The sequence below is a fragment of the Planctopirus hydrillae genome (assembly GCF_001707835.1).
Taxonomy (GTDB): Bacteria; Planctomycetota; Planctomycetia; order Planctomycetales; family Planctomycetaceae; genus Planctopirus; species Planctopirus hydrillae.
The window spans coordinates 542127-566623 of sequence record NZ_LYDR01000039.1; the positions used below are offsets into that span (position 1 = coordinate 542127).

At 53.0% G+C, this 24497-nt stretch carries 17 protein-coding genes; 7 read left to right on the forward strand and 10 right to left on the reverse strand.

Translation table 11 applies throughout. From position 1 onward, the window contains the following. Nucleotides 1-64: 64 nt before the first annotated feature. Nucleotides 65-460 (reverse strand): hypothetical protein, encoded by a 396-nt coding sequence (locus A6X21_RS05435; protein WP_131818199.1) that lies wholly within the window; start codon nt 458-460, stop codon nt 65-67. A 390-nt stretch (nt 461-850) separates the two neighbouring features. Between A6X21_RS05435 and A6X21_RS05440 the strand changes: the two genes are divergently transcribed. From A6X21_RS05440 to pdeM, 3 genes are all read left to right on the forward strand, one after another. Further along, nucleotides 851-5023, forward strand: a complete 4173-nt coding sequence (locus A6X21_RS05440; RefSeq protein ID WP_068846552.1) for a PVC-type heme-binding CxxCH protein — start codon at nt 851-853, stop codon at nt 5021-5023. Between the two features lie 142 nt (nt 5024-5165). Next, nucleotides 5166-6647, forward strand: coding sequence for a sulfatase family protein (locus tag A6X21_RS05445; protein ID WP_068846553.1), 1482 nt, complete (start codon nt 5166-5168; stop codon nt 6645-6647). A 230-nt stretch (nt 6648-6877) separates the two neighbouring features. Beyond that, complete coding sequence (gene pdeM, locus A6X21_RS05450) at nt 6878-7570, forward strand: ligase-associated DNA damage response endonuclease PdeM (RefSeq protein WP_205847388.1); 693 nt, start codon at nt 6878-6880, stop codon at nt 7568-7570. A gap of 204 nt (nt 7571-7774) precedes the next feature. On the opposite strand, the gene rplU is transcribed toward pdeM, so the two are convergent. The 9 genes from rplU to A6X21_RS05495 all read right to left on the reverse strand — a co-directional run bounded on the left by rplU (nt 7775) and on the right by A6X21_RS05495 (nt 17548). Then, nucleotides 7775-8116 carry a 50S ribosomal protein L21 gene (rplU, locus tag A6X21_RS05455; protein WP_013108638.1) on the reverse strand — a complete coding sequence of 114 codons (342 nt, stop codon included), beginning with the start codon at nt 8114-8116 and terminating at the stop codon, nt 7775-7777. A 108-nt stretch (nt 8117-8224) separates the two neighbouring features. Continuing rightward, on the reverse strand, nt 8225-9838 hold the full coding sequence (locus A6X21_RS05460; protein WP_068846554.1) for an Rne/Rng family ribonuclease: 1614 nt from the start codon (nt 9836-9838) through the stop codon (nt 8225-8227). A 902-nt stretch (nt 9839-10740) separates the two neighbouring features. Continuing rightward, entirely contained in the window at nt 10741-12489 is a 1749-nt protein-coding gene (gene ptsP, locus A6X21_RS05470; RefSeq protein WP_068846556.1) for a phosphoenolpyruvate--protein phosphotransferase, read from the reverse strand. Between the two features lie 89 nt (nt 12490-12578). After that, nucleotides 12579-12863 carry an HPr family phosphocarrier protein gene (locus A6X21_RS05475; protein ID WP_013108642.1) on the reverse strand — a complete coding sequence of 95 codons (285 nt, stop codon included), beginning with the start codon at nt 12861-12863 and terminating at the stop codon, nt 12579-12581. 155 nt (nt 12864-13018) lie between these two features. Then, nucleotides 13019-13489 (reverse strand): PTS sugar transporter subunit IIA, encoded by a 471-nt coding sequence (locus A6X21_RS05480; protein WP_013108643.1) that lies wholly within the window; start codon nt 13487-13489, stop codon nt 13019-13021. Nucleotides 13490-13785: 296 nt separating this feature from the next. Continuing rightward, the gene (gene hpf, locus A6X21_RS05485; RefSeq protein ID WP_068846557.1) at nt 13786-14130 is read right to left on the reverse strand and encodes a ribosome hibernation-promoting factor, HPF/YfiA family; all 345 of its coding nucleotides are present in this window, start codon (nt 14128-14130) and stop codon (nt 13786-13788) included. Between the two features lie 319 nt (nt 14131-14449). Continuing rightward, nucleotides 14450-15718, reverse strand: a complete 1269-nt coding sequence (locus A6X21_RS05490) for a PQQ-dependent sugar dehydrogenase (protein WP_068846558.1) — start codon at nt 15716-15718, stop codon at nt 14450-14452. A gap of 26 nt (nt 15719-15744) precedes the next feature. Beyond that, nucleotides 15745-15951 carry a hypothetical protein gene (locus tag A6X21_RS24275; protein ID WP_131818200.1) on the reverse strand — a complete coding sequence of 69 codons (207 nt, stop codon included), beginning with the start codon at nt 15949-15951 and terminating at the stop codon, nt 15745-15747. Nucleotides 15952-16066: 115 nt separating this feature from the next. Next, nucleotides 16067-17548, reverse strand: coding sequence for an SDR family oxidoreductase (locus A6X21_RS05495; RefSeq protein WP_068846559.1), 1482 nt, complete (start codon nt 17546-17548; stop codon nt 16067-16069). A 712-nt stretch (nt 17549-18260) separates the two neighbouring features. Here A6X21_RS05495 and A6X21_RS05505 point away from each other — a divergent pair. From A6X21_RS05505 to A6X21_RS05520, 4 genes are all read left to right on the forward strand, one after another. Further along, complete coding sequence (locus A6X21_RS05505; protein WP_068846561.1) at nt 18261-19394, forward strand: phosphatidate phosphatase App1 family protein; 1134 nt, start codon at nt 18261-18263, stop codon at nt 19392-19394. Between the two features lie 2 nt (nt 19395-19396). Next, complete coding sequence (locus A6X21_RS05510; protein ID WP_068846562.1) at nt 19397-21607, forward strand: HlyD family efflux transporter periplasmic adaptor subunit; 2211 nt, start codon at nt 19397-19399, stop codon at nt 21605-21607. Nucleotides 21608-21755: 148 nt separating this feature from the next. After that, entirely contained in the window at nt 21756-22265 is a 510-nt protein-coding gene (locus A6X21_RS05515; RefSeq protein ID WP_068846563.1) for a hypothetical protein, read from the forward strand. 74 nt (nt 22266-22339) lie between these two features. Further along, nucleotides 22340-24364 (forward strand): DEAD/DEAH box helicase, encoded by a 2025-nt coding sequence (locus tag A6X21_RS05520; RefSeq protein WP_068846564.1) that lies wholly within the window; start codon nt 22340-22342, stop codon nt 24362-24364. The last annotated feature ends 133 nt before the right edge of the window (nt 24365-24497 follow it).

The following is a 24497-nucleotide window of genomic DNA, read 5'->3' on the forward strand; positions in this document are numbered from 1 at the left end:
CCTTCCATCTACATCGGTGTTCTCAGAACATTCGCACTGATCCTGGCGATTAACAATCATTGGTTCAATCACTGAGTTGAGGCCCTTCGGGGAGTTTCAGGAAGGCGAAGAAAATGCAGATGAGGTAGGTGCCATAGATGACTGCGGGAAACACCCAGGCTTCAGCAGGTTCATCATTCGCAAAGTTGAAGATCGCGACTGTCCCTTCACAGAGCATCAGCAGTGCAATGGCACAGCCAAGGAAGAACTGTCGCCAGAGGGGAGGTGTGGATATCCCCAGCCGGCGAAACTGTCTGTAGCCGATCGAAGATCGAACCAATGCCGCGATGATCGGCACCAGAACGACGACGCTGATCACGGCCAGATCATTTCCCCGAGCAAAAATCTGAACCAGCAATGGGAGTATTGCCAGTATTCCCGGCAAGATCCCGTCCCAGGCAATGATCTGTTTCCAACTCAACCCAGCACCTCTCCTTCGCTGATGACTCGCGATCGTGGGCTCATTTGCCGCCGCCATGGGCCGCGTCTCATGCGATCATCAAGGCAGGAAATAATATCATTACAGATTCCCTTCTGACGTCCATTGCGCAACCCGAGCGACTGAATTGTCATCCGCTGCCTGCGGGAATCATTCCAGCCAAACTTTCCATCATTCTCCCGACAGTTATGGATTATCGATTCCCGAACAGCTAAAACATTGACAGTTGTCGATATGTGTAAGTCATCTCTGGATCCGCCGATGATTTCACCGCGTCAGACCGATTTCGACATCTGAATCACAACTCTGGCAGTCAACCGCATGACAGATCAGATGTGCCAGAGAACAGTTTGTAGAAGGGTTTTCATCGAGATGTACCAGTCTGTATGGCCTTCGTTCACGTTTTCTTTGTGTCTGCTCGCGTCGACTTCAGCGAATGCGGGCGAGACGCTTTTCGTGGAGGCACCGCCTGAGCAATCGACCGGGATCGTGGTGGCCAATGTTCAGCAAACCCCGGCGAAACAGCCGGCTCAAACAGCCGCAGCCAATCAACCACCAGTTTCTTCAGTGAAGCAGCCTGTCCGTTTTGTACGCATTGAACTTCCCGGCGAAAAACGCATTCTCACTTTGGCAGAAGTCGAAGTCTTCAGCGCGGGGAAAAACATCGCCCGCGAAGGGAAAGCCACGCAGTCGAGCACTCATGGCGAAGGGGTGGCTTCCCGGGCTGTGGATGGCAACAAACACCCCGATTGGAGCAAAGGGGGGCAGACTCACACCTCCGATGATGGAGAGCCGCAACCCTGGTGGGAACTCGATCTCGGCAAGCCAGCGAACATTGAGAAGATTGCTGTCTGGAACCGCACTGGATTTGAAAACCGTCTGTCAGGTTTCTCTCTGATACTGCTCGATGCTGACCGCAAAGAACTCTTCCGTAAGGCCGATATTGCCGCCCCGCAAGGCCTCGAAATCGACCTCGGCAAAAGTGGTGAGCTCCGCTATCTCGCTTACGATGGCAAGCCCGGCAAAGCAATGCCGAAGGGTGAGAACTCTTCCTCAGGCGCGTCGTCTGAACCGCCATTAGCCACTGTACCGGCTGATTATCGAGACCCTGTCCCCTTTGCCTTTCAGAAAGATGATGTCGTTGCCATTCTGGGCAACGGATTGGCGGATCGCATGCAGCATGACGGCTGGCTGGAGACACTCCTGCAGTCTCAGCTCGTGGGGAAAAATGTACGCATTCGCGATATGAGTGCCAGCGGCGACCGTCCCTACAGCTTTCCAAGAAGTTCCGGCCAGATCTCAATCACGGCTTATCTGCGGCACGTCAAGCCGACGGTTGTGTTTGCCTTCTTTGGCTACAACGAATCCTTCGATACCAAGCCCGAAGAGTACAAGCGGCAACTCCTGGAGTTTGTCAAAAAGACCCGTGGAGCCAAGCCGGATGGTAAGGACTTCCCAAGGATTGTCCTCTTCAGCCCGATTGCTCAGGAAGATACCGGCAATCCGAATGTCCCCGACGGCCGCGCTCAGAACGTGCGCCTGGCGGCTTTGACTCGTGCGACGCAAGAGGCGGCTCAGGAAGCTGGTGTCGCCTTCATTGATCTCTTCCATCCATCGCTGAAACTGTATGAAAAGGCCTCACAGCCACTCACGATCAACAGCGTGCATCTGACGGAAGAAGGGAATCGCCAACTGGCGGAAGTGATTGCTTCTGAACTCTTAGGCAAGCCTGTCAGTTCGTCACAGGCTTCGGAAAAGTTACGCCAGGCTGTCCTCGATAAGAACCTGCATTGGTGGAATCGCTATCGAGCCTCGGATGGCAACGATGTCTGGGGAAGTCGTTCGACGTTGACGTTCGTCAATAATCAGAGCAACGCCGACGTTTTGAAGCCTGAACTCGAGATGCTCGATGTGATGACAGCTAACCGCGATGAAGTGGTATGGGCTCGTGCGGCTGGCAAAGACAAAGCGGTCGATGACAGCAATGTTCCGCCGGCTGTCCCTGTCATCTCGAATGTCGGTGGTGGAAGCAAAAGCTCCAGTGCCATGAAGGAAGGGACACTGAACTACATCAGTGGTGAAGAAGGATTAAAGCAACTGGCCGTCGCGAAAGGATTTGAAGTCAGTCTCTTCGCAGATGAGCAGCGATTTCCGCAGTTGGTGAATCCCGTCCAGTTGCAGTTCGATACCAAAGACCGACTCTGGGCAGCGGTCTGGCCAACCTATCCCAAGTGGGAACCACATCAGGAAATGACCGATGCGTTGATCATTCTGCACGATGACAACGGCGATGGTGTGGCTGATCGTTCAACCGAGTTTGCCAAAGTTCAGAATCCTCTGGGTTTTGAGTTCTGGAATGACGGGGTGATTGTGACCTGTCAGTCGGAACTGCTGTTCTTGCAGGATACCAATGGCGACGATGTGGCTGATCGCCGGATCACGTTGCTCCAGGGTCTGGATTCTTCTGATACTCACCATGGTGCCAACAATCTGATCTATGGCCCGGATGGTGGAATCTACTGGCAGAGCGGTGTCTTCATGGTGCACAACCATGAGCACCCCTGGGGGCCTTCGCTGCAATCGACAGCTTCAGCCATGTACCGGTTTGATCCGCGTCGATTTACGATTTCGATGCATGCGATTAACTCTCCCAATCCCCACGGGACATCCTTCGATTACTGGGGTTATCAGTACGCGACCGATGGAACAGGCGGCAACGCTTATCAGGTTCGCCCCGAAGGCAATGGCTTCAAGATGCATCAACTTCTGAAAAAGGAAGTGCGCCCTGTCACTGCCAGTGAGATCGTCAGCAGTTCGCATTTTCCAGAATCGATGCAGGGTGATTTCCTCATCTGCAATGTGATTGGCTTTCTGGGCATTAAGCATTACAACCTGGAACGTAATCCAGAAACAGGAACGGTCTGGGGTGAGCCTGCGGGCGATCAGCTCACGGTGACAGTCACTAATGCCAATGGAAGCAAAACCGAAGACAAGTCGCGTGGCCTGTTAATGAGTGGCGACAAGAACTTCAGACCTTCGGACGCCATCTTCGCACCCGATGGCACGCTCTACTTTGCCGACTGGCACAATGCGATTATCGGTCACATGCAGCACAACGTGCGCGATCCCAATCGCGATCATTCGCATGGCAGGATCTATCGCGTGAAAGCGGTCGATCGACCGCTGCAGAAGCCAGTCCCCATCGATGGCCAGCCGATTGCCAAACTGCTCGAGAACCTCAAATCGCCAGTCGATGGCATTCGTCATCGGACACGAGTGGAATTGAGCGAGCGTGATTCGAAAGAAGTTATTGCAGCCACGAAAGAGTGGATCAAGCAGTTTGACCCGAACAAACGGGAAGATGCCCATCATCTGCTGGAAGCTCTCTGGCTGCATCAGCAGCACAACGTCAAGGATCTGCAGCTTCTGGAAATGGTGTTAAATTCGCCTGAGCCGCATGCCCGCAATGCCGCTAAGACGGTCAAGCATTTCTGGTTCAACGTCGAGAAGACTCTGCGCGGTGGTATCGTGGCGGGAGCGGAACTTGCCTCTTCGCAAAAGTCCGGCATTCTGAGTGATACACCCGAGCTAACCACAATTCGCATTGCCACGATTCCCGAAAAGATGATGTACGATGTGAAAGAACTCACAGTAAAACCCGGCAAAAAGGTGAGCCTGAAGTTCGCGAACTATGACTTCATGCCCCACAACATTCTGCTGGTGAAGCCAGGGACGGCTGATGATGTCGGAATCGCGGCAATCAATCTTGGTGCACGCGGATTTGATAGAGGCTTCGTGCCTGAAAGTACCGACATCCTCTGGCACAGTTCGCTGGTCGATTTTGGTCAGGAGCAGGTGATTGAATTTACTGCTCCCACCGAAGAAGGAGCTTATCCTTATATCTGCTCGTTCCCTGGTCATCATCGACTCATGCGGGGCATGCTGTTTGTGACCAATGATCTCAAGGCGTTTCTGGCCAAGAATCCGCAGCAGGAGATCAAAGTGACCGAGTGGAAGCTTGACGACTTTGCTGCCGATCTGAAGCGAGTGAGTCAGCATCGCAATTTTGCCGAAGGGAAAAAGCACTTCACGACCTTAGGCTGTGTGCAATGCCATCGCCTCAGCCAGGAGGAATCGGCAGCAACTCCCACACTCGAAGGCCTGACTCAAGCCGTGGGGCCGAACATCGATGAAGTCGTCAAGAAGTACAAGCGAGACCCGAATGTACTGCTGCGGGAAATTTTGGAATCTTCTCGCAATATCGACGAAAAGTACCGTCAGGTCGTCGTGGTCCTCGATGATGGGAAGTCCTACACAGGCGTTGTCGCTGCGGAAGACAACAAGACGTTAACGTTGCTTGCCGGCAGCCCGCCCAAGCGAGTTGATATTCCCAAGAAGTCGATTGATGACCGGGTTGCTTCTCCGGTTTCCATCATGCCCAGTGGCTTGCTGAATACGCTCGACAAAGAGCAGATTCTGGATTTGATGGCCTATTTATTGGCTGCCGGGAATGCACACGATTCCGCCTTCCATCATGGGCATTAAATGCTGACGGGATAAGGCTGGCCATGATCATGCCTTTGATGGTGGCCAGCCTGTATTTCCTTGGGAATGGACATCTGTTTTTTGGCAGTCACATCCATAGCGGATTCGTGACATTGTGACGATTTGTTCAAAGGCCCTTGCCATGCCGCTTCATCTGGCCATGACGCTGTTGATTCTGCTGATAGGAAGTTCATGGGTGCAGGCGGCACCTCCGAACATCGTCATTCTGTACGCGGATGATATGGGCTATGGCGATCTTCACGTTCAGAATCCAGAGTCGAGGATCCCCACGCCAAATCTCGATCGACTCGCCCGGCAAGGGACACGCTTTACTGATGCTCACAGTTCGTCTGGCATCTGTACGCCGAGTCGATATGCACTGTTGCAAGGGCGATATCATTGGAGAAAGTTTCACGGCATCGTGAACTCGTTCGACTCTCCGGTGCTTGACGATGAAAAGCTGACGATTGCCAAACTCTTGAAAACCAAAGGATACCGAACTGCCTGTATCGGTAAATGGCACCTGGGCTGGGATTGGAATTCCATTAAGAAGCAAGGTGTAAAGCCGACTGACAAAGCCGGTTATGCCGCTGATGCTTTCGACTGGAGCCAACCCATTTCGGGCGGGCCACGATCACACGGGTTTGACTACTACTTTGGCGATGACGTCCCGAACTTTCCGCCCTATGCCTGGTTTGAGAATGATCGTGTCATTACGACACCGACTGTCACTCTAAAAACGACTGCACCCACTGCAGAAGGAAGCTGGGAGGCTCGGCCGGGCCCGGCTGTTCAAGACTGGGATTTCTGGGCTGTTATGCCCACACTCACTCAAAAAGCTGAGCAGTGGATCAGCGAGCAGAAAGCCGATCAACCGTTCTTTCTCTACTTCCCTTTCACTTCGCCGCATGCCCCGATTGTGCCGACATCGGATTTCACAGGTAAATCACAGGCTGGTGGTTATGGCGACTTTATGTTCCAGACAGACGACACGGTCGGCCGCGTGCTGGCGGCTCTTGAGAAGCATGGGTTTTCGGAAAATACACTCGTGATCTTCTCAGCCGATAATGGCCCTGAGCGCTATGCTTACGACAGGGTTCGAAACTTTGGTCATCGCAGCATGGGCCCACTGCGCGGGCTGAAACGCGACATCTGGGAAGGTGGACATCGTGTGCCGATGATTGTCCGTTGGCCGGGTGTCGTTCCCGCTGAAAGGGTTTGTGATGAACTCATCAGTCAGATTGATCTCTTTGCAACTATTGCGGCTGTTGTTGATGCCGAAATCCCTCCAGGCTCAGCAGAAGACAGCTACAATCAACTTCAATTGCTCCAGGGGACTGGTTCCAGTGCTCGCCAGACTCTGGTTCACAACACCCATCCTAAAGGCTATGCCCTCCGGCATGGTGACTGGGTACTGATTGATGCCAGAACCGGTGCTGTGAGTCAGGTTCCCAAGTGGTTCGACGAAGCCAATGGCTACTCCAGCCACTCATTGCCGGGTGAACTCTATCACTTGAAGGACGATCTTGCTCAGCGTCAGAATCTGTATGCCGAGAATCCCGAAAAAGTTGCTGAGTTGAAAGCTCTGCTCGGAAAAATTCAGGCCCAGGGCCAGGTTCGCTGACCTTTCTTTCGAAGGTTCCCGGTTTGGTGATCTCTGTATAAAAGTTTGCCGCTGCTGATGGAGTTTTTGAGTCACCGATAGCAGCATCAGCTAGGGTCACAGCGGACGCTGTTGATTCCTCGCGTGGAATGGCTTTTACTGTTCTTGAGTGGTGCTGAAGATTTGCAGTTTTGGGGACTTCAGCTAACCTTCGACATGGTTCATGTTCCATCCGATTGAAAGTGATTTGAGTGGAGACTTTGGCGGAGCCAGCTTCTGCAACGAAGGGTGATCTGCAGCTCCTGGTGGCTGGTGAAACCCTGCGGTTGCTTCCAGAAAAAGCCATCTATTGGGAGCGATGCTCGACATTGCTGGTCGCTGATACTCACTGGGGCAAGGCAGCCAGTTTCCGTGCGGCATCGATTCCCATCCCCCAGGGAACAACGCAGGCAGACTTGGAACGACTGAGCCATGTCATCGAGCGAACTCACGCCACTCGCCTGATTGTGCTGGGCGACTTATTGCATAGCCGCGAGGGAAGATCCGCGGCGACATTTGAGAAAGTCACGCAGTGGCGCAGGAGGCACGAAAATCTCCGCATCGAACTCATTCAGGGGAATCATGATTTGCAGGCGGGATTGCCACTGGCTGACTGGAAGATCGTTATCGCACGCCCTCCCGTGATCGAATTGCCTTTTGTCTGGCAGCATGAGCCACAACCCCATGCCGAGGGGTTTGTTCTGGCAGGGCATATTCATCCTTCAATCGTACTGAAAGGTCTGGCCCGCCAAACGCTGCGTCTGCCATGCTTTCATCTGCAGCAGAGCCAGTTAACGCTTCCGGCCTTCAGCAGTTTCGCTGGTGGGTATAACATTAAGCCCGGCCGGGGAGATCGGATCTTTCCCGTGGCTGACACAGGCGTTGTCGAAATTCCTTGCCAGTGATTGTCAGGCTGAATTGTCTTGGCCACACTTGTGCCATGCTTGCGGCTCGGAGCAGGCATGCTTGATTGACTCTCTGCGTGCTGTTGATACCTGAGATGCGGCGATCATCCAAAAGCCAACGAAAAAGTCCGACCTCGACATTCACGCTCGAGGTCGGACTTTTTATTCAACGGCGTCGCTGAAAGATATTCAGCCTGCAGTGAGTTATTCAGCAACGGCCAAGCTGGGCACGTTGACTGCCGTGACCTTGATCTGGGTGTGCTTCTGGCGGTGACCTGTATGACGCTTGCTGCTCTTGCGGCGGCGGAGCTTCTGAATTTCCAGCTTGGGTCCTTTGAAGAGGCTGTTCACCACTTCGGCTGTGACCGTGGCACCCGACAGGGCTGGTGTGCCAATCAGGCTGTCAGCACCACCGTTGGCCAGCAGCACCTTATCAAAAGTCAGCACGTCGCCCAGATTGGCTTCCTTGCGGTAATCAACCACAAGCACGTCGCCCACCGAAACGCGATACTGACGGCTACCATCTTCGAAAATTGCAAAAACCATTTCGTCACTCCCGGGGCGGTGCACCAGCCAGCCCGTCTCTGATGTTCAGTGTTTGTCCAGTCAAGGTGCAACTGGCACTTTTTCAAGTGGAAACCGAGTTTTAACCGACTAGCGACGCGCTTTCGAGTCTTCCGGGGAAGAAAAGCGAATCTCGGTTCCCGATTCACTCGTACAGAAGAATCGCAAATGTTCAGGTGTCACGTTCGACAGCGAGTTGATGCTGATCGCAACTTCATACTGCTCTTCGAGTTGGCTGATTTCTCGTCGCTTTTTGTTGTTCAGGTAAGCTCCCACTCTTTCCTGAACATCGACAACAATTCTCGTTACTTCCTGATGGTTGGCATGGAACATCAGCAGCCGCATGACTTCAATCGCCATACTTTCGGCGGTCTTGACCTGACCAGTTCCGGCACAGCAGGGGCAGTCTTCGTAGACACTGCGGCGAAGCGAAGGGCGAATTCGCTGCCTTGTCATTTCCACAAGACCAAAGGGGCTGGTCCTGAGAATCTTGGTACGGGCACGATCGCGGGCCACGGCATCGGCCAGTGCCCGCTCAACACCCCGGCGATGACGCTCTTCACGCATATCGATGAAGTCGTTAACGATCACGCCACCTAAATCGCGGAGACGAATCTGCCGGGCGATTTCTTCAGCGGCCCGCAGATTCATCTGGTAAGCGTTTTCCTCGGCGTTCTCATCCTGACGGAAGCTGCCGCTGTTGACGTCAATGGCCACCAGAGCTTCGGTCTGATCGATGACAATCGATCCGCCTCCCTTAAGCGGAACGTGACGGCGCTGGATGCGGGCAATTTCCTCTTCGACGCCATGCTTATGGAAGAGCGGTTCTTTGCCATCGTAAAGCTGTACACGATCAACTGCGCGGGGCAAGACGATCTTCATAAACTCTTTGGCCCGTTCATAGGCCCGAGGTTCATCGATCCAGATGCTTTCAATTTCGCTGTTGTAGATGTCGCGAATCGTGCGGATCATCATGTCGCTCTCCTCGTAGATATCCACGGGAGCGGGGAATTTCCGAATTCGTTTGACGATCACGTTCCACAATCGCAGCAGATAGTTCATGTCGCGCTGCAGGTCTTTCTGCGAGCGATCAATTCCTGCCGTGCGAATGATGAATCCCAGACCTTCGGGTGGGCTGAGTTCTTTAAGCTGCTGGCGCAAGCGGCGTCTAATCGAGTCATCGCCAATTTTGCGACTGACACCCACACGCTGCAAACCGGGCATTAAGACCAGGTATCGGCCAGGAATACTGATGTAAGTCGAGAGGGTTGGGCCTTTGTTCCCAATCCCCTCTTTAATCACTTGAATCAGGACTTCGCTGCCCCGGCGAAAAATCTCCTGGATGGGAGGCTTACCGCGGGATGTCCGATCCAGTCCACGTGGTGCCCGCGAGCGACCGCGAGGTTTTTCATCCTCTTCGTCGTCATCGTCATCGAAGCTTTCGTCGGGACCGTCGACCAGATGCTTGTAGTACTGGTATTCAACATCGCTGACGTGGAGGAAGCCATTCCGGCCAACGCCAAAATCAACGAAGGCCGCTTGAATACTGGGCTCGATATTAACAATCCGGCCCTTATAGATGTTGCCGACGTAGTTCTCGAGACTGTTGCGTTCAACATACAACTCTTCAAGAACGCCATCTTCGAGAATGGCAATTCGGCTCTCCTCCGGCTGGAGGACGTTCATCAGCATTTCTTTACGCATGGATGACCTTTCAAGGGTCATCCGCATGTCAACACGACAGACCGACCATCAGTCCCCGGCAACATTGCCTGGATTCTTCAACTGACAACCAGGATCGATGTCGACCTGTCCAATCAGGGTCGCCTTGAATGCAAAGGCTGCCGGTTGATCCCTGCCATCTCGAAGTCATCTGACCAATTCTTGCTTCGAAAAGTCGAAGTCGAGCTGGTCTGATGTCAGGCACTGCATCCCTCTGATACGAACTCTCGAAATCCATTGGGAACTGCTGCGATTGCAGGGCAGGCAGTATCGACACCGGTTTCGTCGAGTAAAAGGCAGAAGAGGAATTTCCGAAGGGTTGCTGGTGGTGCAGATTGTCTCGAAGCAGAACGGGCCTGTTCCTGCGATTGCAGTCAGACCGGAACGAAGAGAGAGCAAACACCACCGGGCCCTGCCTGGAGGCAGTCCACAACCGAAGGGAAGAGCAATTCGAGCAAAGATTGGAAGGACAGTGCACAGAAATCATGGCAGCATTTGCTGGCCGACCGTATGCACTGGCGACGCCAATCTCGCGAGCAGGAATACAACCATTCCTTAAAGAGACGTAACAGTCCACGGGCACTTTTTTCTGCACATCGCAGAGTGCCAGGACATCGTCATCAGCAGGAGACTGAAGAGACAGGTTGTTCACATGCGGACTAACTAGAGGAATAACTTTCATTGGCCTGGTTGTTCGCACCAGGGCCAGTTAGACACAACAAAACACAATGATCTTTGACTGTTTTACGGACTTCGAACTCTCCCGAATGGGATCATGCAATGGCAAGGCAACTCTCGGTGCTATTGCAGGGTTCCCGCATTCGGCTTTTCAGAGATCACAGACTTCCGAAAGTATGTCAGAAAATCAAAAACACAAAACCTGATTACGCTGGCGATTCGGGCGACAACTTCCGGTGCTCTCCGCGAAGAAAGCTTTCGACATCGTTCGCTGTTTCCATTCGCAAAACGCGATTTGCCAGGTTTTCTGCTTTTGAAATTGTGAGCTTACGGATCAGCTCTTTAATTTCCGGAATCAGATGGGGTGTGACACTCAGTTGCCTGAGGCCTAACCCCACCAGAAGCGGAACAAAAAGCGGATCCGAACTCATTTGACCACATACTGATACAGGAATTCCCCGGCTTTGGCCAGCCTTGACCACAATTTGAATCAGCCGAATGATGGCCGGATCTCCCGCCCGGTACAAATTGGCAATCCTTGGATCGCCGCGATCAGATGCCAGCGTATACTGAATCAGATCGTTGGTTCCGATGGAAAAAAACTCGACTTCGCGGGCAAACTGCTCAGCCATGATCGCTGCTGATGGGACTTCCATCATCATGCCGACCGGAATGTCGCGGCGATAGGCAATCCCTTGTTCTTCCAGATCTTCAAGGACATCGCCCAGGATCATTTTCGCTTGCCGCAGTTCCAGCAAAGTGGAAATGAGCGGGAACATGATGCGGAGATCCCCATGACAGGCAGCTCGTGCAATCGCACGAAGTTGAGTGCGAAAGAGATCCAGATGCTGCAGGCTGAGACGGATGCTCCTTAAACTCAGTGCTGGATTCACCCCTTCGGGATATTCCATGCGGAAGCCAATCGGGAGTTTATCGGCTCCCAGATCGAGGGTACGAATCACAACAGGACGATCTGGAAAGGCTTTCAGCACTTCGCAATACGAGCGGTAATGATCTTCTTCTGTGGGTTCGGCACTCGCATCGAGATAAAGAAATTCGGTGCGATAAAGGCCAATTCCTTCGCCACCCCGCTGACGGGCCGAGGCCGCTTCGTGCGGAAATTCAATATTGCCGTAAAGAGAAATTCCTACTCCATCGAGAGTGACGCTTGGCAGAGTGCGGATCGCTTCCAGACGATTCGAAAAGTTGCGATGTTCCTGTTCAACAGCACGGTAGCGAGCCAGAGTTTCTGCATCGGGATCGATAATGACAGCACCGTGGCTGCCATCGATAATAACGGTGTCGGCTCCGGCAACATCCGAAAGAAAATTCCCGACTCCCACCACAGCCGGAAGTTCCAGCGCGCCGGCCAGAATGGCGGTGTGGCTGGTGGTACCACCAACTTCTGTCGCAAACCCCAGGACATAGGCTTTATCCAGACTCGCTGTCTCACTGGGAGTCAGGTTATGTGCCAGAATCAGTACTGGCGCCTGGATGTTTCGCAGCTCTTCCCGACGTTCTCCCAGCAATTGCCTGAGAACTCGCTTTTCGAGATCAAAAATATCGGTGGCACGCTCAGCCAGATAAGGGACACCAAGATTCTGAAACTTCTTGGCGTACTGACGGAACACGCGGCTGACAGCAAACTCAGGTGAGAAGCATTTCTGCCGGACGAGCAATTCGATTTCGTCGACAATCCGATGATCCTGCACCATCATCAGATGAGCAGTGAAAATCGCTGCATACTGATTGCCGAGACGCTCGCGGGCGACGCGCTCGTTTTCTTCGATTTCTGTGCAGACAGCCTGCAGGGAGATTCGAAAGCGATTAATTTCAGCATCGACGGCTGAGACACTTACGAAGCGTTGAGGAATTCGAAAAGACTCAGCCCCGAGCACCATCGACTGACCAATGGCGACTCCTGGAGAGACGGCAATCCCGTGTTTCACCAGCATGCCGTCCAATCCTCCATCGATCTAATTATCAGTAGAGACACTCAATTGCAGAGAAGTTTCCTCCGCATGAGTCATGCAGGAGGAATTCGTCAGGACGATGCACTGACCAGATCATACTCGAACAGGTGTAGAATCGCTTCCACTGCCTCAGGAGCGTCGTCGCCAGTGACTTCCAGCGTCAGCTCAGCTCCCGGGCCGGCTGCCAAAGTCATCAGATCGAGTACGCTTTTGGCATCGGCTCGTACAGAACCTTTAGTCAGCCAGACTTGGGAACGAAACTTCAAAGCCGCCTGAGCCACACGAGAACAAGGGCTCAAATGGAGTCCATGCTCTGTTCGTACGATGACATTTCTGCGGTGAATCATCTGGCTCATACCGGCTGCTCCTTTCAGCAACACGGATCAGATCAGTAACACGAATCGGATCAATGATGATCTCGCCAGGTTTTTCAGGCGTCTGTCAGCAAGTACCGGTCAGGGTCTATTCTCCAACAGCTTTTGCTCCAAGGGAAATGATTCTTGGTCAAAAACTAGATTTCGTTGTTGTCCGCTTCCTTGAGCAACTCAAGAACCGCTTCGTGTGTTTTTGATTGTCTCAAAAACTTACAGAAGTTGTCATTCCTGAGATGTCGCGAAATGTTTTCCAACCCGCGAAGATGATCGCCCGGGCGATCAGGTGGCGAGATCAGCAAGAACATGATGTAGACCGATTCACCATCAAGGCTTGCAAAATCTACGCCAGTGTGAGAAAGAGCCACAGTGGCAATCAGTCGATCCACTGAAGGATGTTTCGTGTGAGGCACAGCCACACCACGGCCAATCCCGGTAGAACCAAGCTCTTCACGCTTGAGAATCGCCGAAACAATGCCTTCTTCATCACTGGCCGGTACTACTCCCGACTGACAGAGGCTGGACACCATCGCTCGAATGGCCGCCTCTTTAGTTGTTGCCTGAAGATCGGGCACAATTGCCGCAGGAACAACGAAGTCGCACAACTTCATGAAACACCTCTGCTTCGGACAACCGGACCCGTTGGACTTTGACCAGCCGGGAATATGGCAAAAACGGAAAATGTAGGAATCGTTTTGACCAGCAGTTATTCACACGACGGACGTCGTGCGATGAAACTCCAGTCCTTGTCTCAAACCTGGTACCATGTTTTAGTACCACCATTGACTACTGCAGTAAAACAGTGTGCCCAGATAGCGAGTGCAATTCCATCCAGAGGCAGCACTTTCTCTGTTTTCTTGATTGAAGATCGATCTTCCAGGAGCTGATCATCAACCAGTAAAGCGGATTACTTTTCACCATCAGCAGGGAGCATGGCCACATCGGCGGCAGTCGGCCCCCCCTTATGATCCTGCACTTTTTCCTTATATTTGTGAATCTGCTGCTCCATCTTGTGCAGAGCAGCATGGAATACGGCAATCACATCGTCGCCGGTATCTGTCGCCACAAAGTCGTGCTTGTGCTCGGCATCCACCAGAATTTCCACAGTCGCCCTGTGATGCTCGAAACTTACGGTGACATTGATCGAAGTCACGCGGGCGAAGTAGGTCAACAGCTTTTCGGACTTTTCGCGAATCAACTCTTGAGCTTCGGGACTGATCGAACCATGTCGGGTCGTAATCGCTATTTGCACAGTTGAAAACTCCTCAAGAGCGACATCGGCTCGTCACACAAAATCTTTTGAATACTCAAATCGACCAATCAGCCTGTTTCAGCATGGCATTCAAGACGCATGGCTCGATGCCACCAGGCGTAAAGATCCCGCAGGTTCAAAGATGCCGTTCACTGAAACAATGTTCGCCGATTGTATTGGCAGTCGAACTTGCGTCAATGCAAATCAGCGATTGCAACTCAATGCCAATTCTTCAGTTGCAACTTGCTTACCACAATCGGCCGGGCATCAGCGACGGCTGGATTACCGGGTGATCACCGTTTTAAGTTGGATTTCAGGCTCAGTGAGAAGCACCTGACTGGAAAGAGTAGATCCCCTTACCACTGCCAGTGACTGTCATGAAATAGACCTCACCCTTTTCGTCTTCTCCAAAGCTCACAACGGGGAGCTGCTGACTGGGGATGAGATGATTGCCCACAACTTTCTGAGCCTTGCTGTCGTAATCCAGTCCCCACAGCTTGCCCGAAACGTAATCGGCATAAAGGTACTTCCCCTGCAATTCGGGGACTTTTTCGCCGCGATAGACAAATCCACCGGTAATCGATTTACCCACGTCATGGTTGTACTCAAAGATCGGGTCGATCATGCCCTGGCTGCTGCGATTTCCATTTTTCCCAAATGGATGCAAACCCTCACGGACACTCCAACCGTAGTTGCCACCTTTCTGAATGATGTCGATCTCTTCCCACAGATTCTGACCGACATCGGCGGCCCAGAGGACTCCTGTCGCTCGATCAAAGGCCATCCGCCAGACATTTCTCAATCCCAGTGCATAAATCTCGGGACGGGCACCAGCCTTTTTGACAAATGGATTATCAGCCGGGATCGCGTAAGCCTTCCCTGCTTCCCGCTGATTGACATCAATCCGGAGAATCTTCCCCAGCCATGTTTCCAGGTTCTGCCCGTTGTTGTGAGGATCACCACCACTGCCACCATCACCTAACGCGATATACAGGTAACCGTCAGGACCAAAGGCAATTGTTCCCCCGTTGTGATTCCAGTAAGGCTGCGGAATCCGCAGGATTTCTTCTTCACTGGCCAGATCAACTGTTTGTGGCTGAGTTCCTTTGGCTTTGAACCGGGAAACCACAGAGGTGTGAGGGGCGTCTTTCGTGGTGTAATACACGAAGAGTTCCCCGTTTTCTCGAAAGTTCGGGTGGAACGCCATTCCGAGAAATCCTTCTTCGTTCTCTTTGTCTTTATAGACCACTTTCGAACTGAGATCGAAGAGGATGTGAGACTTTTGCTTCGCCTGCGTATTCTCAATCACATGCACCACACCTTGCTGCGTGGGGACCACAATCCGGTTCGATCCATCGCCAAAATTGGTCAGCAGAATCGGGCGAAATGTCTGGGAAAGACCATCTTCGCTGACCGCTTCCCAACCCGACCATTCCACGTTCTCAAAAACCGGCACAACCTTGACTGGCAGTGGCTTTGTGGAAATCGCCTCTTCGGCTGCGGGACTGCGGGCCATCCAGGCCTCGCCGACACACAGGGTGAACAACAACGCCATCACAAACAAACCGCATCGATTCTGAATCAGCATATCTGTTCCCTGGATAGAAGCCGTCGTTACTGATTGCGCGTCATTGAATAGCAGGCGATCAGGCCCGGGCAGTTCCTTGTATCACTTAAAGCAAGCTTGATCTCAACAAGAAATGCAGGCTCCTGCAAGCCGGTACCGGAGATTGAAAAATACTCGGCTGATAGGGGCGGTATTGGCACCACTCGAAAATCAATTTCGCTTGTTACATAAAGAAGTGCCTGGGTGAAAGTCATGTTCACACCCAGGCACTTGAAGTTCGACTTGATTTTGTCAGCTTTTGCCTTGATCAGATCGTCAAAACGAGAGTCGACCGATCAGTCACACACAGGGAATCGGATGGCAGCATACCTACTTCGGTACGCCGGCCACTTCCTGCTGGGAGAGTTGATCAAGGACGGAAATGAGATCTTCTTCGGCTCGCTCCTGACTGGTGCGTACCAGAGACTCAGCGACCAGTTGGCTGATTGCTTTCTGACCCGTGACCAGTTGAGCAAAGCTGTCGATCGTCATTTCCACCAGAGCTTCGGAATCGTCATTGAGGCCAATTTCGGCTCCCACGATATTCCCCTGGCGAATCCGTAAGTGCCATTGGCCCCCACCATTCCCGAGTAGATTCAGGCTGATGCTTCGATCCTGCTCGTCATACTGAGGATCTCGGGCCGCTTGATCCACCATCTGCTGAAAGAACGCTGCCGAATCGAATTCAGGATCGACAGGACGCTTGCTGGGAGATGGAAATCCATCGCGAATGACGATTTTCGAAAGCTCGACGAGCCGACGTCGATTCACCGCCGGGCAGGGCAGGTGCGGAGCAGCTTTAAGAGTATTGGTCCGATCAAAACTCGGGTCATTCTTCCAGTAGGAATTGTAAACCCGGATATGCTCATAGAAGATACTCTCGGCTTCGCTCATCTTGTCGAGAGTCGTTCCGGCCCCCACGAGATGAGTGTCATAGAAATGACAGGTTTCTTCGAGGATGTCGCGGATCATGCGGACTGTCACCGGATGCTGTGGTGTCAGATGATATGTCTGGCCATGATGTTCCGGGTGTGTGATCACATGGGCCATGACTGCCGAGACCCAATCGACAGGGACCAGATGCTTGGTCTCATTGCCATTAAGTGCCAGCCGTACCTTTTGAGCTCCGACCAGGCCCGTTTCATCTGCATTGAATGTCTTCACAATCGTATTGCAGAGCTGCAGGGCGGCATAGTAGCCATGGTAGGTTGTGGTGTATCCGGTGACGGAATCACCAATAATGATTCCGGGCCTGAAGACGGTCGGTGAATCCAGAAAATCGGCTTCGCGAACCATCTTTTCCGAAGCGAGCTTACTTTCTTCGTAAGCGTTGGAAAGCTCCTGCCCAACATCCAGTTCTGTCTCCAGAACACGCCCTTGACGCTGGCCGGCAATGTAGGCTGTCGAGACGTGGAAGAACTGTCGAATTCCCAGGCTCCGGCAAAACTCGAGCACATGTCGTGTCCCACCGATGTTCGATCGGTATGGCTCACCATCTTCGCTGGTTGCCACAAAAGAGAGGCTGGCAGCATTATGAATCACACCGGTGACATGCTCGGCTGCCCAGCGCATGCTGACAGCATCGAGCCCCAGGTCGGCTTGGGAAATATCTCCTTCGAGCACGACTGGGCGGGGAAGTTTCGTCCCCAAAGTTTCATCCCAGTAGGTCATTAACGTTTCGACTCGCTGGCGAACGTTCTGTCGACGGTTGGGTCGCACAACCACAGCCACCCGCGTTCCTGCCATCAGCAGATCTCGCAGAAGGTATGTTCCCAGCAGACCTGTCGCACCCGTCAGAAGTTGATAACTCATCCGTCGCGTTCCCTCATCGCCTCGCACTGAAGTTGCAATGCACGCTGCAACTCAAAACTGGCGGAAGTGAGGCTTGATCCGCCGATCCAGATTCTATTTTTATTGAGCTTGCCACGTTGTACGTTGGCATGACCCTGTTTCGTGAAATCCTCAACGAATTCGAGCACTTTCAGTTTATGAAGCTTTCTTTTCAAATCGCAACATCACTGACGTGTGCATTCTCCATAATCACCATTGGAAATTGACGTTTGCACCAGCTGTACTGGTTCAAAACTTGTCACATATGAACTGGCCGCGATAACGCCCAGGGCACTTGCCAATCGGCAGTGAGCCCCAACACATCTCAACAACGAATTTTAGCAAACATTGTCGAAACGATGGCATGCGTGTTCTTCGGACGATGAGAGCCCGTGACGTCACATGCTGTTAATCTTTTCCCAATTTGCCGAATGTAACATTTCTTTCCGGTTATCGCCAAGTCACGTGTGTGAACGCATGGATACTTGGCCAGACTCTCGGGAAGTCATCAATGAGCCTTCAGGTCAATTGCGGAAAGTGGAGTGCTGACATTTCATTCAGAAATCAGAAACATCGAAACTTTTTCTCATGCCATAGATGCAGATTGTTGTGAACACGATTATATGGGAGACTAAGTCATGTTCAGTTTGCCCAGTACCTTCACGAGTTCCAGTGTCATCAGGTGAGGGAACGCGTGCTGTTTCGATCCCGTGCACAAGTCCGATCTGTCGATTGTTGCGAAGTCAGGCACAACGAGGAGATTGTGTTTTACCCTTCGTATGTCGCCCCTGATTCCACAGGCGAGCGATGGACGATGCACATTCAGGGCTGCATCTACAATTTGAATCTCCCGTGGCTCAGGCATCCCATTATGGGTGCCATCCGCAGAGCTCTGCGGATTGACGCGGAATTCACCGAGACCTTTGCCAGTCGCCTGAAGCCTTTTCTTGTGGGAGTTGAAGAGAACCGGCAGATTGTGGTGCGCGTGGGTCAAGAGTTGGTCGATGCGGGAAAGACCTCCGCCGCTGGTCTCTTCAATGGAGCGATCACACTTTCGAAGGAAACACTGGAGAGTATCACTGGAGAAGCGGTTCGTCCCGGTCTCTGGGTTCCCTGTCAGGCGGTTCTCGATCCATCCGATAATCGCCAGTTTGATGGAGCCTCGATTGTCGTTGATCGTCAGGGGCTCTCGGTCATCTCAGACGTTGATGACACCGTCAAACACAGCAATGTTTCCAATCGTCGGGATCTCTTTCAGAACACCTTTGCCCGCGTCTTCTCTCCTGTCGATGGTATGGCCGAAATCTATCGGGATCTGGCCGCCCGAGGGGCTGTGTTTCATTATGTCTCCGGCAGTCCCTGGCAATTATATCGACCCTTGCGTGAATTCTGGGAGACCTATCAATTCCCGGTCGGATCATTTCATCTCAAGCGATTTCGCCTGCGGGACTCGGCTCGCAAGTTAAAGAAATCGCCCCAGATGCAGCATAAACGGACTTCCATCGATCCAATTCTCGCCGCATTTCCCGATCGAAAATTCGTTCTGATTGGTGATACAGGCGAGCAGGATCCGGAAATCTACGCCAGTGTTCTCCGCGACTTTCCGCAGCAGATTCTGGGTGTCTACTTGCGTGCTCTCCATGGTGAAACGGCGGACTGGCCACGATTCCAGCAGGGATTTGCCGATCTGCCGGCGGACAAATGGCACTTGTATCCGCACCACGAAGAACTGCGTTCTCGAGTACTGGATTGCGTCGAGAAGTACGACGGCTTTCGATCACAGGTTGTTCTCCCGGAACCACCGCCACTTTCGATGCCGGATACTTAGTCATGATCTCGGGCGGTCTCTTCCTCCGTACCGATGTGGAATGCATCCCCTTCGCGGGCGGCCAGGCAGGTGATCATTATCTGTTCGACCCTCTGGCTCTCAAGTACTCGCTCCTCAGTGAGAAAGAGACTTTTCTGCTGGAAAAGCTGGAACAGGGCATCGCGATTCCCAGCCTCTGCCACCTGTTTGAAGATCGCTTCTCAGAAACCATCAGTCCACAGGCCCTCGAACAGTTCATGCAGACACTCAGGCAGCAGGGCTGGGCCATCGAATCACCATTCGACGCACAGACAATGACCATGATGGCTCACAGGTTGCGTGCCCGTAAGTTCTGGGCGAAATTTGCCAACCCCCTCGCGATTCGTTTTCGTGGGATCGATCCGACTCACCTGCCTGGCGAAATTGATCTGCTGCAGGTTGCCAACTGTCTGATGGGCTGGATCTTCCAGTGGCCATGGATCGGCATGGGCCTCCTGCTGGCAATCACGTCCTTAACCATCGTGCTCACACATCCTGCTGAACTCTTCGTGGCGGTTCGTCTGGCAACTGGTCAGGAACTGGTTTTCTGGCAACTGGCCCTCTGCCTCTGCCTGGTCAAAATTCTCCACGAGTTGGCACATGGAGTCGCTTCTTTAAGGCATGGTGCCCATTGCCATGAACTGGGGGTCATGCTCTTTGTTGGAACCCCCGTCCTCTACTGCGATGTGACCGACAGTTGGCGATTACCTTCCCGCTGGTCGCGAATGGCGATTGCTGCTGCTGGAATTTATATCGAACTCTGGATTGCATCACTGGCCACGCTAGTCTGGTGGCTGGCTGAACCTGGTCTTGTTTCCAACATGGCTTTGCAACTGATGCTGATCTGTGGCATCAGTTCACTGGTCTTCAATGGGAATCCACTCCTGAAATACGACGGATACTTTATACTCGCTGATGCACTCAAGATGCCCAATCTTGCTGATCGTTCGCGTCAGACTCTGACGGTCTTTCTCGACTGGTGCTGGTTAGGTCTTTCTCGACCCTGGCCACGCGGCGTTTCTTATCATAATGCGGCGGGTTTGATCGGATATGCCGTGGCTTCGAGCCTCTTTCGACTGGGGCTGATGATTTCCATACTCGTCGCTCTGCACACCTGGCTCAAACCCTACGGCCTCGACATCATGACCTGGGTCTTGGGATCCATGTTGCTCGTGGGAACAGGAACTTCCTTTGTGAATCAATCTCGAAGATATTTCACTGATACCCAGCGGCAGAATGCTCTGAAAACCACGCGTGCCCGTCTGATCGCTCTGGCGATTGTGCTGTTGGTCACTGGTGGATTGCTCTGGCCATGGCCAGCTTCGATGACTGCGGATGGATACGTGATCCCCCATGAAGGTGTGATTGTCAGATCCCCTGTCTCAGGTCGTGTCATGTTCGCCACCAGCAAATCGACTCTTTCACAAGGCGAGATCATTCTCGAACTGGAAGATCGTGTCCAGAAGCAAAGACTCCTCCAGCAGAAAGCGCGCGTCGCCACTCAGAAACTCCTGTTGGAAGGCCTGTTGCAACGACAGGTGTTCGAGCCAGCCGTTCAGGCGATGATTCCCACGGCAGAGCAGGAACTGCAAGATCTGCAAGAGCAACTGGCTCAGTGGGAAGCCGAAGAGCAGAGGCATCAAATCAAGGCTCTCGTCTCCGGAAGGTTGATCACCATTCCGCGTGTCGAAACTCAGGCCAGATCCGCGATTCCAATGGAGGATCCACTGCGGAATGAACTGGCTTTGCCCACGTGGAGTGGCTCGATCCTGGATCCTTCCAATCGCGGAGCTTTTGTCGAAGCCGGAGCCGAACTGGCCTGGATCGCGCCCCAGTCTGGGTATGATGTCCTGATGAGAGTCAGTCAGAGCGATATTGTCAGGGTCTCTCCCGGGCAGGAAGTGATCATCTGGCCGCAAAGTGCAACGCAGCGCCTGCTCAAAGGGACGATTACAGAGATCTCAAACGCTCCAATCGCTACAACCGGTACAGTCAACAGAGCCTCTGATTCGAAGTGGGGCTTCCCAGCCTTCACATCCGATCAGCGGGTTTACGAGGTCAAAGCCACACTGAACGATGCTTCAGAGCAAGTTCTCACCGGGATGCCAGTATCAGCGAAGATTCAACTTCCTCCCGAATCATGGTTTCGCTGGCTGATGAGAGAATTCCGGCGGATTCTGCGGATCGACTGGTAAAGTCGTTGCAACTGCCCCCGCAGAGTTTACCCAGCTTCTATCTCGAAGGAGGTTCACTTCCTGCTCAAGCCGCGCGACAAGAGGCGACGATCAAAGCCAACGCGAAGGACTTGTTTCCCATTTCTGAGCTTTCTGAGGATTACTCTGGATGTCGGATCAGGCCAAGAAGGATCAGCTCCGCCTCGGCTTTCTGACGGCCGTGGAAGACCCCGAGCGGGGTTATGTCGGCGGCTTGCTGGTCACAAACCGGTACGGTCGCCCACTGGAATTTCAATGTACCACGCCGGTGAAACCCAATCGAACTCAGCAGATTCTCTATGGCCCGACACTCAGGCCCTACCTGCTCAGTGAATTGATCGGGAAGACTTTGATCGAAAAGGTGGGGGTCAAGCCGCATCTTGTCCTCACTGAAGATGAGAGTCTTTGTGAGTTACGCGAGCATGTCGATATCCCCGTAGGCTGTTTCAGTGACGAGTCCAATGCCACCTTACGGATCGGCAACCGTCATCTGGAGTTCCATTCCTCGCATGCCAGCGAAATGGATCATGTGCGGGATCAATGCAAAGACGTTCCCACATCAGCCGACTTGAAAGAGCCTTTTGATCGTATTCGGGAAGCCCTTCAGGAAACGATGAAAGCGGCTCTCAATCGCAGCTAAGTATCGAAACAGGCGGCCCATGATGGAACGGGCAGTCGCTCACGAGAGGCCGGAGCCTGGGAGCCCAGAAGATCATGGACGAATCTTCAAAAACAACGAGCGTGGCTCATACCCTTCGCACTGCTCCAGAACGTACCAGTTCAGAGGGCTTGCACGAAGGAGTCGAGCAGAGTTCAAGCTCATCAGCAGTTCCGGCTCCCCATTGGTTGCCGCAGGTTCTCGAGTCGATTGCTCAGTACGACAACCAGAATGTGGCACCGCCTGATACAAAGGACGTGCCTCTCTCGATGGGGACAGACCTGCATCTGGCAGGGATTAACAGTGCTCTGCAGCGTCTACCGAAAGTTGATGCCGAGCCTGTCACTTTGATGAAAACGATCCCCTTGGGGCCAGCCTGGAAGCCGAGCCGGCCACGCATTCAGACCTTTGGACTCAAGTTTCCCGAAGGTCTGGAGTTCTTACCTCCACCGAAACCGAAAGAAGAAACTCGTCAGGAGTCGACGGCTGAAAACGCCTCGGTATCCGAAGCTGCCGCTGCACAGGAATCCGTTGTCTCGTCAGCGGATGTCACTGCTGCTGATCTCATTGAGAAATCCGCGGCGGCACTGGCCGAAAAGCCTGAAACCAAGCTCACACGCATCAAGCCACCCGCAGGCGTCCTGACTCTCGAAGATCGACTCTTCTATCTTTTGCAGCCCCCTTTGCAGACCTGGCTCAAAGGACAAGAGCTGATCATGCCCTTCGAGCCATTCCCTTATCAGTACGAAGGGATTGCCTGGCTCTTCTCGCACGATGCGGCACTTCTCGCCGACGAGATGGGTCTCGGGAAAACGATGCAGACCATTACTGCCATTCGTCTCCTGGTGCGGAGTGGTCAGGTTCGGCGCGTGGTACTGGTTTGCCCGAAGCCGCTCTTACCCAACTGGCAGCGTGAGTTCCGCACATGGGCAGAAGAGCTCCCCTTTGTCGTGGTCGAAGGGGATACTGATCGCCGCCGCATTACCTGGACGATGCCAGGTGTCCCAGTGCTGATAGTCAATTATGAAACTCTGGTACGGGATGTCGCCAATTTTGGTGACGAGTTTCCAAAGTTCGATCTGGTGGTGCTGGATGAAGCTCAGCGGATTAAAAACCGCACGTCGCGTACTGCTGAAACAGCGCGCCGCATTCCTCGCCGCAGAGCTTGGGCACTGACAGGAACACCCATCGAAAATCGGCCGGAAGAACTCGGTGCACTTTATGAGTTTCTGGAACTCGTTCCTCCAGGCAGCACGCCCGATCTCAAACAATTACAATCGCTCTCAAAGGAGTTCATTCTTCGGCGGACCAAAGACCTCGTGATGAAGGATATGCCTCCGAGACTGGATCGCGATGCCATTCTCGAATTGAGCCCCGCCCAGAGATACTCCTATGACACCGCTGAAAAAGAGGGGGTCATTCAACTCAACGAAATGGGTGACAGCATTTCGATTCAGCATGTGTTCGAACTGGTGCTACGCCTCAAACAGATTACCAACTGGGATCCTCTGACGGGTGAGAGTGCCAAGTTCGATCGACTGGAAGCGGATATGGAGGAAGTGGCCGCCAGTGGTGGCAAAGCCATTCTTTTCAGTCAATGGACGAAGACACTCGACTTTCTGAAAGAGAAACTCGAACGCTTTGGCCCGCTGGTGTACCACGGTGGTATTCCTACCAAACTTCGCGAACCCGTTCTCAAGCAGTTCAAAGAAGACCCCACCAAGCACATCATTCTGATGAGCTACGCCACCGGGGCAGTGGGGCTCAACCTGCAGTTTGCCGGCTATGTCTTCCTCTATGACCGCTGGTGGAACCCGGCAATTGAAGACCAGGCCATCAATCGGGCTCACCGCATTGGCTGCAAAAGCCAGGTGATCGTGACGCGTTTTATTTCCAAAGACACGATCGAAGAAAAAATTGATCGAGTCCTGACCGAGAAACGCGAGTTATTCCGTGCCATTCTCGGTGAAGGAGATAACCTCAATGCCTCGCTCTCGATGACCGCATCAGAAATCTTTGGCCTGTTCGATCTGAAGGCCCGGCACGGTAAGGGAACACGCTCCATCGGCCCCAAGCCATAACATCTGAATCAGATGGTCAAGTTGGCGGGTGGCTGGGGTCAAACGTCTTCGTTTGCCCCATACGCACCAAGTTAAGGCGATTCGTCTTTACGAAAAGCAGAAACTCCTTCAAAAGACCTGGGTATCTGACATC

What these genes read in the sequence shown, in the direction of transcription:
- A6X21_RS05440 (WP_068846552.1), top strand. Translation starts at nt 851, where the DNA reads ATGTACCAGTCTGTATGGCCTTCGTTCACGTTTTCTTTGTGTCTGCTC.
- A6X21_RS05445 (WP_068846553.1), top strand. Translation starts at nt 5,166, where the DNA reads ATGCCGCTTCATCTGGCCATGACGCTGTTGATTCTGCTGATAGGAAGT.
- rplU (WP_013108638.1), bottom strand. Translation starts at nt 8,116, where the DNA reads ATGGTTTTTGCAATTTTCGAAGATGGTAGCCGTCAGTATCGCGTTTCG.
- A6X21_RS05460 (WP_068846554.1), bottom strand. Translation starts at nt 9,838, where the DNA reads ATGCGTAAAGAAATGCTGATGAACGTCCTCCAGCCGGAGGAGAGCCGA.
- ptsP (WP_068846556.1), bottom strand. Translation starts at nt 12,489, where the DNA reads ATGCTGGTGAAACACGGGATTGCCGTCTCTCCAGGAGTCGCCATTGGT.
- A6X21_RS05475 (WP_013108642.1), bottom strand. Translation starts at nt 12,863, where the DNA reads ATGAGCCAGATGATTCACCGCAGAAATGTCATCGTACGAACAGAGCAT.
- A6X21_RS05480 (WP_013108643.1), bottom strand. Translation starts at nt 13,489, where the DNA reads ATGAAGTTGTGCGACTTCGTTGTTCCTGCGGCAATTGTGCCCGATCTT.
- A6X21_RS05490 (WP_068846558.1), bottom strand. Translation starts at nt 15,718, where the DNA reads ATGCTGATTCAGAATCGATGCGGTTTGTTTGTGATGGCGTTGTTGTTC.
- A6X21_RS24275 (WP_131818200.1), bottom strand. Translation starts at nt 15,951, where the DNA reads ATGACTTTCACCCAGGCACTTCTTTATGTAACAAGCGAAATTGATTTT.
- A6X21_RS05495 (WP_068846559.1), bottom strand. Translation starts at nt 17,548, where the DNA reads ATGAGTTATCAACTTCTGACGGGTGCGACAGGTCTGCTGGGAACATAC.
- A6X21_RS05510 (WP_068846562.1), top strand. Translation starts at nt 19,397, where the DNA reads ATGATCTCGGGCGGTCTCTTCCTCCGTACCGATGTGGAATGCATCCCC.
- A6X21_RS05515 (WP_068846563.1), top strand. Translation starts at nt 21,756, where the DNA reads ATGTCGGATCAGGCCAAGAAGGATCAGCTCCGCCTCGGCTTTCTGACG.
- A6X21_RS05520 (WP_068846564.1), top strand. Translation starts at nt 22,340, where the DNA reads ATGGACGAATCTTCAAAAACAACGAGCGTGGCTCATACCCTTCGCACT.